This window comes from Bacteroidota bacterium (genome assembly GCA_026391695.1).
Classification (GTDB): domain Bacteria; phylum Bacteroidota; class Bacteroidia; order Bacteroidales; family JAGONC01; genus JAPLDP01.
The window spans coordinates 74,408-88,716 of the sequence record JAPLDP010000088.1; the positions used below are offsets into that span (position 1 = coordinate 74,408).

Consider the following 14,309-nt stretch of genomic DNA (forward strand, 5'->3'; position numbering starts at 1 on the left):
TGACAGGATTATGATAATGTACTTGTAATTATTTGACTTTAACACATAGTGTATTTATGACGTAACGGTTTTAACGCTTGTGCATGTAAATCCGCTAAAAGAAAAACATTAAATATTTTATATATTAACGATTCCAAAAGCCGGACTGCAAAAATAGTAATATTTTAATACCATGAACTATTTTTATGGAATTTAACAGAACTCTATGTTAAGTGTAGTATATTCATCATCAGTCAATTGCTCTTTTATTGAATATAACATACCCTAAATTGAAGATAAAAGACAGTTTATCGACTGTTCTGTCATAAAAATTCAGGCTGAAGCTTACAGGTCCGATAGGGCTATGATATATAAAGGCTGTGGAGGCCATATACAGCCTTGCGCTGAACGGTGGTCCCAGTTCAGCAGTATAATCAGGCTGTTGGATGATCTGCTGGTAGGGTAAAAAGATATATCCTTCAATATCATAAACAAGATTCTTACTGATGTTAAACAATAACTTCATACCTCCGGCACCATAATTAAAAGCCCTGAATTCAGGGATGAACAGGAGCTTGCTTTCAGGTATGGGTTGAAAGGCGGGAGCCATCAGGACACTGGCAGTGTAATTGGAAAACAGATCTGTATTTGATAAAATACTGGATAAGAGTACTTCCGCATGAACGCCAAAACGAAACTTTTTCCCAAAGGGGTAATAATTAATATATCTAAGCTTAAACTGGCCCCAGAAATGATGGCGTTTTTCAATCTCGTCCGACATAGATGTAGATCCGGGTTCAGTGGTCTCTTTTCCGGTGATATATTTCAGATTCATATACAGGTTCTCTCCGTCGCTGGCATATTGCTTCCTGTTCAGCGTGTTGATCTCATAAAGCACATCCAAGGCTTGCATATCGAAATATGTTTTATCCGCAGTATCTGTCCTGCTAAAGGTATTTCTCTGGTAATAATCATCCCTGATATGAGCGATGGCGCCGCCCATGTCGATCTTCCCCTTTCTGCCAAAGGGAACCCCCGCATGAAGATCAATATTATCTTCATTTTGAATAAGATAGGATGGATTTTTATCTTCAAAGAAATAGGTTGAAGTTCTGAAATAGTCCCACTGATTAAATGATATGGATGACTTTAAATATAACGGAATATTGAAAGGGAACTCAATCCTGGCTGATATCTGGGCAGCACTGTAAAAGCGTCCGATATGTGAACTTGCGCCCAGGTTGAGAGCGACCTGGTTCAGGTAATTGTATCTCAGACCTACATAGGCTTCATTGACAGGCGCTGACGATATGTCGCCACCAAACTCGACATTCAAGTGATTCTCCTTTTTAAAATCCAGGAACAGGTCAAAATATCCGCTCGATTCATTAAATCTCGTCCTGGGGAATACAACCTCCACCTGCTGGTCGGCAAGGAGTTTAAAATATTCCATTTTTAACGGCTCAATTGAAATTGTATCTTCTTTATGCGCCAGTTGCCGTCTGACATAGTATGCCTGGTTCTTGTTCAGTCCGTTAATATTGATTGTTTGAATCACAAAAGGCGGCAGGTGACGAATAAACTCCTCCCTTTTTTGTTTCACTTCATTGGGGCTAGAAAAATGGCTAATGAAACTTTTAATCTCATCGATATGCCGCAGAGTTTCAATATATCCGCTGTCAATAAAAGCCAGGGTATTGGAAAAGTCAATAACATTCACCGGTTCAAGCTCAGGTTCCACCAGCACGCCCTTTCCTTCAGGCACCGAGTAGTTGGTTTTTTCCATCAGCATGTTTTCAAGTTGCGAGAGTGCATCATTCTCATCAGGGGCTTTATAATTGCTGGCAGCCTTACTCCCTATGATGACATCCGGGTGGAATTCATTAATGGCAACATCTACAGGGAAATTATTATACATGCCTCCGTCATACAGCAATTTCCCGTTAAGCCGTATTGGCTTAAAATAAAATGGATATGTTGTAGCCGCCCTTAATCCCAGACCAAGATCACCATTCCTCAGTATGACGGGCTTATTGTCGGCAATATCAGAAGCTACAAAGCGAATGGGGACCATCAGGCTATCAAAATTATACCCCGATGCCGCACTGGCCTGCGAAAAGATCTCCAGGAAACCAAAATCCAGCATAACCGGCGACACAATATTGGAAGGAAGTATTCTTGATGCTCGTAATGAATCGATATTAAATTTCAGACTCAGCCATGAAGGATCCGGATCAGGCTGCTTGAAATAATAAAGATACTCCTCGGGGATTGTTCCTGTTATCCATGTTTGGAATTCACTGGAGGTGAGCAAGGTGGTCATTTCATCCGGAGAAAATCCACTGGCATAAAGGCCACCTATCAATGCTCCCATTGAAGTGCCTGTAATGCAATCGATAGGAATGCCATTTTCTTCCAGCGCCTTTATCACACCAATATGGGACACGCCTTTGGCACCACCGCCACTCAGTACCAGACAGACCTTCTGGGCATATCCTCTCACAGATAAAACCATGAGGATAGCAAAAAAAATTGATATTCCGGTGATGATAACCCGTCTGGGCATGACAGGCGACAAATTAAATTATATAAGATTTAAAGCTTGATCCAGGTCACTGATGATATCATCAGTATCTTCAATTCCGACTGACAGGCGGACTAATCCATCGGTTATACCGGCTTTTTCACGTGCCTGGCCTGACATCTTTGAATGTGTCATCGATGCCGGATGCTGAATGAGGGTTTCGATGCCGCCAAGTGACACAGCCAGCAGAATAAATCCGACATGGTTCATCACGATCTTACCAGCTTCAACGCCACCTTTCAGTTCAAAACTGATCATTGCGCCGGGACCTCTCATCTGGCGGCAGGCCAGCTCATACTGTGGATGTGAGTGTAATCCGGGGTATTTCACCCACTCCACATTAGGATGACCTTCGAGGTACTCAGCGATCTTCATCGCATTATCCTGTGCTTTGTCTAATCGTAATGCCAGTGTTTTCAAGCCTCTGAGAATCAGGTAAGCCTGGTGGGGATCCATGTTGAATCCCATATTGACCATTACCGGCCGGAGACACTTATAATATGCTTCATCTTTGGTGACGATCATCCCACCCACTACGTCAGCATGGCCATTAATAAATTTTGTCATCGAATGCACGACGATATCAGCACCAAGTTCAAGGGGTTGTTGGAGATAGGGGCTGCAAAACGTATTATCCACGCAGAGCGGAATGCCTTTTTCCCTGGCTATCTTACTGATAGCAACTATATCTTGTATGCCCATGGTCGGATTCGATGGCGTCTCCAGGAAAATTAGCTTTGTATTCGGCTGCAGTGCGCTTTTTACGTTGTCGGTGAGCGTGGCATCAATATACGTATATTCCACTCCAAACCGAGACAGGATAGTTTCAATTATCCCCCGTGAGGGCCCATACAAAGCATCATGGCTAACGATATGATCTCCTTTCCCCAGAAAGGCCAGGTAAACAGATGAAACAGCACCCATGCCCGAAGAGGTCGCTATGCCTCCATACCCATTCTCCAGCTCGGCTACGGCATTCTCCAGAGCCCTGATGGTTGGATTGGCAATGCGGGTGTAGATATACCCATCCGATTCACCCGAAAAACACTGTGCGCCATGTTCTGCACTCTTGAATTTGAATGTTGACGTCTGATAGATCGGCGTCGTTGCACTGCCATAAAAATCATCGATTTGCCCGCCATGTATCAACATGGAATTAAAGCCCATTTTTTTCTTATGCATGATTAAATTTTTAATTTCCACTCATGAAATTCAACCCAAAGAACCACAAACGACTTTCGAAATGAAAATATATTTATTTAATTTAAATTTGAATTTTTGTATGAGAACACTTTTATCAGGTCCTCTTCATGCTTCATATTAAGCTTATTCTCTTTGATATAACGCTCAATGCTCCCATCCTTCGATTCCAGCACTTCCGATATTCCCTTGGCTGAAGTTTTCAGCTTAGCTGCCGGAGTATCACTTTTCGCAGAAAAGTAACTGTCGAATTTAACATATTTATACGACCGGTCACCAGCACTTAACTGCACGTTGTAATATCCTTCTTCTAAACGACATATATATCGTTTAAGCAGCATATATGTACCGGAACTAAGTACTTCGAAATAACCACGAGTGATCTCTTTCTCATCTCTAAAGGGGCTATAAACAAATTCTTTTCCATCGATATTGAGTAGTTCTATCCTGTCGGGGTAACTAATCGCATATATTGTGGTGTCCTTTAACATTTCCATTCGCTGGTGGTAAATATTATAACGCAGAAGGACATCCTTGATTTTAATGTTACCATCAATGACGAGGAAGCCCTTTTGAAATGACTCCACAAGAAAAGGATCACCTTTTAATCCGATATACGGACTTTCAGGTGTCAACATAAACAACTGGATGTTACCCGACTGCGTTTCAACATCCAGATATTGCGGCATATCATACTCCTTTGTGATGACCTGTGCATGCAGAATGCCTGGTAAAAGCATTCCTAGAATAAAAATTCCTATCAACTTTTTCATATCGTAAATTTTTTCATGACTACTAATAATTTTGCCCTTATTCTTAATAAGAAAAGCAAAGTTAATCCTTCTGATTACTTTTATGCTTCATTTATTAAAAATAAATATGTCACTGTCCGACAATGGACATCATGTGTACATTTGGGAACATCCCGGAAGGATTTTATCAGTCTTGCTCAGGAAAATCGCCTGATATTAAAACTGATACAAAAAGTGGCACAGTATTCGTAAATAACAGCCCAAATCTCTAAATTTGTGCAGTGCATCTGTCCTCTTTTATTATCTGCCGTCATTCATTTGGAAATCGATTAATCCTATAGTATAAATCTAAAACTTCAATTCATGAAAAAGTACTTTATTTTGATCTTGTTGATAACCATGGTCCAAGGTATTTTACATGCCCAGGCTGAAGCCAGGTTGATGCGTTTCCCTGCCATTCATGGCGACCAGGTTGTTTTTTCGTATGCCGGTGATCTTTATACGGTTGCAAAAAGCGGCGGGATGGCACGTAAGCTCACAAATCATGAGGGCTATGAGATGTTTGCCCGTTTTTCTCCCGATGGAAAGTATCTTGCCTTTACGGCACAGTACGATGGCAACACCGAAGTTTATGTGATGCCGGCTGAAGGTGGTGTTCCGAGAAGGTTGACCTATACGGCTACACTGGGAAGGGATGATATCTCCGACCGCATGGGACCAAATAACATCGTGATGACATGGACTCCCGATAGTAAAGAAATTGTTTACCGTTCACGCAAACAGACCTTCAATGATTTTACAGGGCAGCTCTTCAAAGTATCCCTTGACGGCGGTTTATCGACCGAATTGCCGCTGATAACAGGGGGATTTTGCTCTTTTTCGCCGGATGGAAAACAGCTTGCCTTCAACCGTGTCTTCAGAGAATTCCGTACATGGAAGTACTACCGCGGAGGCATGGCCGACGAAATATGGATTCTCGACATGAACTCTGCGACAACCACCACTATCACCTCCAGCGACGCTCAGAATATCATTCCCATGTGGTACAGGGATAAGATTTACTTCCTTTCTGACCGCGACCGCACCATGAACCTTTTCGTCTACAATACCACCACAAAAGAGACCAGGAAAGTCACCAACTACACCGATTATGATATCAAATTCCCTTCGATCGGTGATAATACCATCATTTTTGAGAGGGGCGGTTTCCTTTATTACCTTGATCTCGCCACAGAACAGGTGAATAAGATAATGATTACTATTGCCGATGACTTCATCACCGGCAGGGATGAACTGAAAGATGCCTCCAAATTCATCAACTCCTTTGAGATAGCGCCTGACGGCAAAAGAATGCTGTGCTGGGCGCGTGGCGACATCTGGACATTACCCGCCAAGGAAGGGATCACACGCAACCTCACGAAGACTTCCGGCGTTCATGAGCGCAATCCATTGTGGTCACCTGATGGAAAGTATATAGCCTTTATTTCCGATATGACAGGTGAGAATGAGATATATATTATCAAGCAGGATGGCAGCGAGGAGCCTGTTCAGATCACCACCGGTGGTGACACTTATAAATATCGCCTGCGCTGGTCGCCCGACAGTAAAAAACTGCTCTGGAGCGATAAAATGCTCCGCCTGCAATATCTGGATATAGACACGAAAAAAGTGACGCATGTCGAAAAGTCGGAAGTGTGGGAATATACAGAGTTTGAATGGTCACCCGACGGTAAATGGATAGTCTTCACCCGTCCCGAACAAAATGGTATGGGAAGGGTGTGCATCTATAACCTGCAGGACAGCAAAGCCTATGAGATCACCGGAGAATGGTACGACTCCGGAGATGCCATTTTCAGCCGCGACAGCAAATACATCTTCTTTGTTTCCGACCGGGATTTCAACCCGATATACAGTAATGTGGAATGGAACTATGCTTATGAAGACATGAGCAAGGTCTACATGATAACACTGGTAAAGGATACACCGTCACCTTTTGCACCCGAAAACGATGAGGTGTCGATAAAGGAGGAAGTGAAGCCTGAAGCTGAAAAAACCGGTGAAAAGGAAAAAGGCGATGCCAAAGACACCAAGGAGGAAAAGAAGGAATCAAAAGACACCAAAATCGATATTGATGGCATACAGGACAGGATAATAGGGTTACCGGTGCCTGTTGGGAATTACTTTAACCTCCAGAATGTCGGCGACAAGTTATACTATATCTTCACAGCATCAGATGGAGCCAACAGCATCAAATTCTTTGAACTGAAAGATAAAAAAGAAACCAGCCTGGAAACAAAGGGTAACTTTGAGATCTCAGCCGACGGCAAGAAAATGCTCGTCAGCGCCAACGGTAAGTACGCAATCATCGACCTTCCCTCATCCAAAATAAAAATGGATGAAACTATTGATCTCTCTTCCATGAAGGTGATGGTGAATAATAAAGAAGAATGGAAACAGATTTTCGACGAAAGCTGGCGGCAGATGAGGGATTTCTTCTATGTTCCGAACATGCATGGTGTCGACTGGAAGGCTATGCACGACAAGTATGCAGTCATGGTACCTTATGTGAATAACCGGAACGATTTGACCTATCTCATCGGTGAGATGATCGGCGAGTTGAGCATTGGCCATGCTTATGTGGGTGGTGGCGACAAACCCGCGCCGGAGAGGATACAGCTTGGATTGCTTGGCGCCCGTCTCAGCCGTGATGCATCAGGATACTACCGGATCGACAGGATACTCAAAGGTGAAAACTGGAGCAACCAGCTTTATTCGCCACTGGCACAGGTCGGCGTCAATGCACATGAAGGCGACTACATACTTGCAGTCAATGGTGTCTCCACAAAAACTATGACCGATATCTACGAGTCGCTAGTCAACACAGCCGGAAAAGAAGTTGAACTGACTATTAACGGCAAGCCGGAAGAGACAGGCAGCCGCAATGTCCTCGTTGTGCCGGTAGGGAATGAAGCCCAACTTTATTATTATACCTGGGTGCAGAACAACATTAAAAAGGTGAGCGATGCCACTGACGGGCAGGTTGGCTACATCCATATTCCCGATATGGGCCCCGCAGGACTTAATGAGTTCGTTAAATACTTCTATCCCCAGCTTTCAAAAAAGGCACTTATCATCGACGACCGCGGCAATGGTGGCGGCAATGTATCACCCATGATCATCGAGCGGTTGCAGCGTGAGGTCACCAGGGCAAACATGGCGCGAAATGTGACCATACCGGGCCAGACACCGCGGCAGATGATGCTCGGCCCCAAGGTGTTGCTCATCAACCAGTATTCCGCTTCCGATGGAGACCTTTTCCCTTATGCATTTAAGAAGCATAACCTGGGCAAGGTAATTGGAATGCGCACATGGGGCGGCGTTGTCGGCATCCGTGGCTCTCTGCCGTTCATCGATGGCGGCGACCTGCGCAAGCCGGAGTTTGCCTCCTATTCCTCCGAAGAAAGCAAATGGATCATCGAAGGATATGGCGTGGAACCTGACATTGCCATTGATAATGACCCGGCAAAAGAATATAATGGAATCGACGACCAACTGAATAAAGCCATAGAGGTGATTACAGAAGAACTGAAGAACTACAAGCCAATACCGGATATCCCGCAACCTCCGGATAAGAGCAAATAAAATAAAACAAAAAAGGGATGACATCTCCCCGGAGGTGTCATCCCTTTTTTGAATAGTCAATAACTCTCCGAAAGAAAAAATATCTTTTAACTTTTTATCCTGTCTATCCATCTGACTTAAAATCTCTTAAACAATCTTCTGTGAATAACTGTGCCTAAGAGGTAAAAAGTTACGGTTACAATCAAATAAACCAAAACAGGAAAACCAAAGGGATTAGCATTGCCAGAACGTCAGTTATTTTTAGTAAAGCATATAACACGCTATTCTGGCAATACTGATCCCCACTATAACCTTTTTGCTTTGATAATAATCTTCCTATATCAAAGTAAAACCAAGGGGGGGCAACATATCAATACCAGTGAGTAAAATAATGCAGAATTCACAATAGACGAATCTATAGAGTGTCACTCAATCTTAAAACGTAAATATACAAAGAACGGTGAACGGTCGCAGTAGACGAATCTATAGAGTGTCACTCAATCAAGTGGTAGTGCATGATGTATGTAAATCATTAAAGATTGCAAGTACCATATAAGCCTTAAAACAAATATAACCAACCAAAATAAAAGAGCCTATAAAGTGCCTTTCGGGGAGGGGGCATAATCATCAATAACGGGGGTCAACATCACGAAGATATTCTATCAATCGCACCATACCGGAATTGAAATTGACTTCAGCCAGTAAGGATTATTTAAAACATTCTAAGCTTTGAAATCTACTGCTGTTATATTAATTTTGCAGAAAATCATAGGACCATGGAAGTATTTATTGTCAAGACAAAATCCAAGGAAGAATCAAAATTGTTGTCTGATATTCTCAGGAAAATGAAAATTAAAAGCAGACAATTGACTGATGAAGAAAAGGAAGACTTTGGATTAATTGAATTAATAAAAGAAGCTGATTTCTCAAAAACAGTACCACGTAAAAAAATTATGGAAATCCTTGGTAGAAAATGATTATTGTATATTTAAATCACTTCTATAAAGACATCAGTGTTATACTATCAAAGAAAATCCTCGCTGAAATAGCAAATGTCATTGATATTGTTGAAAAAGCCGATAAACCACAAGATATACCGAATCTGAAAAAACTTAAAGGATTCAAAAGTGCCTATCGGATAAAAATTGGTAATTACAGAATTGGTGTAGTTATACAAAAAGATAAAATCATTTTTGCAAGAATAGCACATAGGAAGGACATTTATAAACTCTTCCCATAATCCTACTTTTCTACTTTCGCTTAAATGAGTTCCACATCGATTAAATGATCCTCCATGTGATCAGATGATTTCAATGCAGCCAAAAACCGTTTCATGTGATGATGAGTCGGCAATACTATCAATCGCACCATAACGGAATTGAAATGAAGCATTGAAAAGGGGCAACCTCTCCCGCAGGCTATCATCCCTCCTATTCAAACACATTGGCACCTCAACTAATTGGCACATTGACAAATAAAATAAGCAGCGTCGCCGCTGCTTATTTTTTAAGCCTGTGCTGTCGGCCCTCCTAAATGAAACGGAGGCATTGCTTCACCTGTTGGTTCTTTGACAGTGCCATGTACCGACTCGTACTTGGTGATATTATCCTTCAATGCCCTGAACAGCCTCTTGGCATGCTGTGGTGTTAAAATAATGCGTGATTTCACCTTGGCTTTTGGCACGCCGGGCATCATCTTGACAAAATCGATGATGAACTCCGACGGTGAATGTGTGATGATGGCCAGGTTAGAGTATATCCCTTCAGCCACTTCGTCGCTCAGCTCAATATTAAGCTGAGCGGGATTTCTTTGTTCTTCCATGATAAATAAATTTTATTCTTTCACGATGGCACCATCTTCTTTCGATGCCATCAGCGCTTCATATTCTTCTTTCGAACCGACGATGAGGTTGTCGTACTCGCGGAGGCCAGTTCCGGCCGGTATGAGGTGGCCGACGAGGACATTTTCCTTCAGGCCGAGCAGATCATCCGACTTAGCCCTGATGGCAGCTTCCGTGAGTACTTTTGTCGTCTCCTGGAATGATGCTGCCGACAGGAAGCTCTTGGTTTGCAACGAAGCTTTGGTGATACCCTGCAACACCTGGCGTGCTGTTGCCGGATAGGTGTCGCGTGCTTCCGCGAGCCTCTTGTCGCGGCGTTTCAACAGGGAGTTCTCATCCCTGAGCTTACGGGCGCTGATAATCTGGCCTGGCTTATAGGTTATGGAGTCACCGTGCTCGATAACCACTTTTTTACCAAATATCCAGTCATTCTCTTCATAGAAATCCAGCTTGTTGACCAGCTCGCCTTCCAGGAACTTGGTATCGCCCGGGTCAGCCACTTCAACCTTACGCATCATCTGCCTGACAATAACCTCAAAATGCTTATCATTGATCTTAACGCCCTGCAAACGGTAGACTTCCTGTATCTCGTTGACGATATATTCCTGCACTTTCATAGGACCTTTGATAGCCAGGATATCAGATGGGGCTATTTCACCTTCCGACAGCGGCGTACCGGCTTTCACATAGTCATTTTCCTGTGCCAGGATCTGCTTTGATGTGGGGATCAGATAACTCTTTTCCTCACCTGATTTGGAGGTAATAATGACCTCACGGTTGCCTCTCTTGAGTCGTTTGCCGAACGACACCACGCCGTCAATCTCGGCGACAATAGCCGGATCAGATGGATTACGGCCTTCAAATAACTCTGTCACCCTTGGCAGACCGCCCGTGATGTCACCCGATTTACCAATGGCACGCGGAATCTTAACCAGTATTTCGCCGGCTTTAATTTTCTGGCCATCCTCAACAACAAGATGCGCACCGACAGGAATATCGTAGCTCTTGATGATATCATTCGTGGAAGAAAGGATATGAATATTGGGATTCCGTGTCTTAAGCCTCGTCTCAATGATGACCTTGTCATAATACCCTGTCTGTTCATCCGATTCCACGCGGTAAGTTACATTTTCAATGATGCTTTCGAAGTGTATCTTTCCGGTAACTTCAGAAAGAATCACGGCATTATATGGATCCCACTCGGCAATGACATTACCTTTGAATACTCCAGAGCCATTTTTAAAATACAGTTTGGCACCATATGGGATATTGGCAGATGAAAGGGCTATTCCTGTCTTTTTATCTGCAATACGCATTTCGGCTGAACGGCCTATGACGATGTCATATTTTCTGTTTTCAGCGTCGGTATATTCAACTGAACGCAACTCTTCGATCTCCACGATGCCACCATACTTGGCTTCTATCTTCGACACTATGGCGATGTTTGAGGCGGTACCGCCGACGTGAAAGGTACGCAGTGTGAGCTGTGTTCCGGGTTCACCGATGGATTGTGCTGCAATGACGCCGAGAGCCTCACCTTTTTGAACCAGCTTGCCATTGGCCAGGTTACGGCCATAACAATTGGTGCACACACCGAGTTTTGATTCACAGGTCAGTACTGAACGTATTTCAATTTCTTCCAGTGGTGAATTTTCAATCACTTCGGCAATTTTTTCCGTTATCTCCTCGCCTGCTTCGATGATCAGAGCGCCACTCTGAGGGTGGTATATATCGTGGAGGGACACACGTCCCAGTATCCTGTCGTATAATTTTTCGACGACTTCCTCACTTTTCTTCAGCGCGGTAATTGTAAGTCCTCTCAATGTGCCGCAGTCTTCCTCGGTGATGACCACATCCTGGGCCACGTCGACAAGGCGGCGTGTCAGGTAACCGGCATCGGCAGTCTTAAGAGCTGTATCAGCAAGACCTTTGCGGGCTCCGTGTGTTGAAATAAAGTATTCCAAAACCGACAGGCCCTCCTTAAAGTTGGAAAGAATAGGATTCTCAATGATTTCACCACCGGTGGCAGTTGACTTCTGCGGCTTAGCCATCAATCCTCTCATACCCGAAAGCTGACGGATCTGCTCTTTTGATCCCCTGGCGCCTGAGTCAAGCATCATGAACACAGGGTTGAAACCCTGCCTGTCCTGCGACAACTGCTGGATGAGCGATTGTGTCAACTGCGAATTCGTATGAGTCCATATGTCAATGACCTGGTTATACCTCTCATTGTTCGTGATGAAACCCATATTATAGTTATTCATGACCTCTTCAACTTCTGCATTGGCTTTGCCAATAAGCTTCTCCTTTCCTTCGGGAATGATCACATCAGCAAGGTTAAATGACAGCCCGCCTTTAAATGACATCTGGAATCCCAGATCTTTAATGTCATCGAGGAATTTGGCTGTTGAGGCTGTGCCTGTCTGGCGCAAAATATCCCCGATGATATCTCTGAGGCTTTTTTTAGTTAATAATTCATTAAGATAGCCATATTCATGCGGAACATGCTGGTTAAGAAGTATGCGTCCTGTGGTGGTCTCAATCATTCTGGTCACTTCCTGACCATTCTCCTTCAAACTGATTCTGACATTGATAAAGGCATGAAGATCGAGTTTACCTTCGTTATAGGCAATAATGACCTCATCGGGAGAATAAAACGTATGTCCTTCACCTTTAACAGGATTTTCCGGAATACCATTTCTTCCCTTGGTCAGATAGTACAAGCCGAGTACCATGTCCTGCGAAGGAACTGTGATAGGGGCTCCATTGGCAGGATTAAGGATATTATGTGACGCCAGCATGAGAAGCTGGGCTTCGAGAATAGCTGCATGACCCAGTGGAACATGAACGGCCATCTGGTCACCGTCAAAGTCGGCATTAAAAGCCGTACATGACAAAGGATGTAACTGTATAGCTTTACCTTCAATGAGTTTGGGCTGGAATGCCTGTATGCCAAGCCTGTGCAATGTTGGTGCACGGTTCAGCATCACAGGATGACCTTTAAGAATATTTTCGAGAATATCCCATACAACCGGGTCTTTCCTGTCAACGATCTTCTTGGCTGATTTTACAGTTTTTACAATTCCTCTTTCAAGGAGTTTGCGGATGATGAAAGGCTTGAAAAGTTCTGATGCCATTTCCTTAGGAAGGCCACATTCATGGAGTTTCAGTTCAGGCCCGACAACAATGACCGAGCGGCCAGAGTAGTCGACACGCTTTCCAAGGAGGTTCTGGCGGAACCGTCCCTGTTTTCCTTTGAGGCTGTCGCTGAGAGATTTCAGTGCCCGGTTCGATTCGGTCTTGACAGCATTGGCTTTCCGTGAATTATCAAACAAGGAGTCAACAGCTTCCTGGAGCATTCGTTTTTCATTACGAAGAATGACATCAGGTGCTTTTATTTCGATCAATCTCTTTAATCTGTTGTTTCTGATGATGACCCTGCGGTAAAGGTCATTGAGGTCGGATGTGGCAAAACGGCCGCCATCGAGTGGAACAAGTGGCCGCAATTCAGGTGGTATGACAGGGACAACTTTGACGATCATCCATTCGGGATGGTTTTCAACGCGTTTATTGGCTTCACGGAAAGCTTCAAATACCTGCAAACGTTTGAGAGCCTCCAGCTTCCGCTGCTGCGATGTCTCAGTGCTGGCTTTATGGCGCAGATCATACGACATCTGGTCAAGGTCAAGCCGTGCCAGCAAGTCATGCAACGCTTCTGCTCCCATCTTGGCAATAAACTTGTCGGGGTGGTCGTCGTCCAGATACTGGTTTTCCTGAGGCAGGGATTCCACATGTTGGAAGTACTCTTCCTCGGTAAGGAAATCCAGATACTTTACTCCTTCTCTTTCTTTAATTCCAGGGTTGATTACAACATACCGTTCGTAATAAATGATGGAATCCAGTTTTTTTGTTGCTAATCCAAGGAGTGCGCCGATTTTATTGGGCAGGGAACGGAAGAACCAGATATGTGCGACTGGAACGACCAGCTGTATATGTCCCATACGTTCACGCCGTACTTTTTTTTCAGTGACTTCAACGCCACAGCGGTCGCAAACGATACCTTTATACCGTATACGTTTATATTTACCGCAATGGCATTCCCAATCCTTGACAGGCCCGAATATTCTTTCACAGAATAATCCATCCCGTTCAGGTTTATATGTCCTGTAATTGATGGTTTCGGGTTTCAGCACTTCACCGCTTGACAACTCGAGGATATGCTCGGGCGATGAAAGGCTGATGGTCATCTTGTTAAATGTGCTTGTAACGTTAGAGTCTTTTCTGAAAGCCATATTATCGTATTATTGTGTTAATCAAATAGGGTTAATGTTGA

The 14,309-nt window shown here is 43.8% G+C and carries 10 protein-coding genes; 4 read left to right on the forward strand and 6 right to left on the reverse strand.

Annotated features, from left to right (window positions below):
- Positions 1 to 229: 229 nt before the first annotated feature.
- The 3 genes from NT175_13965 to NT175_13975 all read right to left on the reverse strand — a co-directional run bounded on the left by NT175_13965 (position 230) and on the right by NT175_13975 (position 4,536).
- Positions 230 to 2,545 carry a patatin-like phospholipase family protein gene (locus NT175_13965; GenBank protein MCX6235803.1) on the reverse strand — a complete coding sequence of 772 codons (2,316 nt, stop codon included), beginning with the start codon at positions 2,543 to 2,545 and terminating at the stop codon, positions 230 to 232.
- Positions 2,546 to 2,563: 18 nt separating this feature from the next.
- A complete protein-coding gene (locus NT175_13970) occupies positions 2,564 to 3,748 on the reverse strand; it encodes a PLP-dependent aspartate aminotransferase family protein (GenBank protein MCX6235804.1) in 1,185 nt (394 codons plus the stop codon).
- A gap of 74 nt (positions 3,749 to 3,822) precedes the next feature.
- Positions 3,823 to 4,536, reverse strand: coding sequence for a hypothetical protein (locus NT175_13975; GenBank protein ID MCX6235805.1), 714 nt, complete (start codon positions 4,534 to 4,536; stop codon positions 3,823 to 3,825).
- 15 nt (positions 4,537 to 4,551) lie between these two features.
- Between NT175_13975 and NT175_13980 the strand changes: the two genes are divergently transcribed.
- The 4 genes from NT175_13980 (at position 4,552) to NT175_13995 (ending at position 9,376) form a co-directional block, all read left to right on the forward strand.
- A complete protein-coding gene (locus NT175_13980; GenBank protein MCX6235806.1) occupies positions 4,552 to 4,767 on the forward strand; it encodes a hypothetical protein in 216 nt (71 codons plus the stop codon).
- A gap of 111 nt (positions 4,768 to 4,878) precedes the next feature.
- A complete protein-coding gene (locus NT175_13985; GenBank protein MCX6235807.1) occupies positions 4,879 to 8,157 on the forward strand; it encodes a PDZ domain-containing protein in 3,279 nt (1,092 codons plus the stop codon).
- Positions 8,158 to 8,912: 755 nt separating this feature from the next.
- Positions 8,913 to 9,113, forward strand: coding sequence for a hypothetical protein (locus NT175_13990; protein MCX6235808.1), 201 nt, complete (start codon positions 8,913 to 8,915; stop codon positions 9,111 to 9,113).
- Complete coding sequence (locus NT175_13995) at positions 9,110 to 9,376, forward strand: type II toxin-antitoxin system RelE/ParE family toxin (GenBank protein ID MCX6235809.1); 267 nt, start codon at positions 9,110 to 9,112, stop codon at positions 9,374 to 9,376. The genes NT175_13990 and NT175_13995 overlap by 4 nt, the downstream gene beginning before the upstream one ends.
- A gap of 60 nt (positions 9,377 to 9,436) precedes the next feature.
- Here the strand turns inward: NT175_13995 and NT175_14000 are convergent, their stop codons facing one another.
- From NT175_14000 to rpoC, 3 genes are all read right to left on the reverse strand, one after another.
- Positions 9,437 to 9,574, reverse strand: coding sequence for a hypothetical protein (locus NT175_14000; protein MCX6235810.1), 138 nt, complete (start codon positions 9,572 to 9,574; stop codon positions 9,437 to 9,439).
- 68 nt (positions 9,575 to 9,642) lie between these two features.
- The gene (locus NT175_14005; protein ID MCX6235811.1) at positions 9,643 to 9,957 is read right to left on the reverse strand and encodes a DUF3467 domain-containing protein; all 315 of its coding nucleotides are present in this window, start codon (positions 9,955 to 9,957) and stop codon (positions 9,643 to 9,645) included.
- Between the two features lie 12 nt (positions 9,958 to 9,969).
- Positions 9,970 to 14,268 carry a DNA-directed RNA polymerase subunit beta' gene (gene rpoC / locus NT175_14010; protein ID MCX6235812.1) on the reverse strand — a complete coding sequence of 1,433 codons (4,299 nt, stop codon included), beginning with the start codon at positions 14,266 to 14,268 and terminating at the stop codon, positions 9,970 to 9,972.
- Between the last annotated feature and the right edge of the window lie 41 nt (positions 14,269 to 14,309).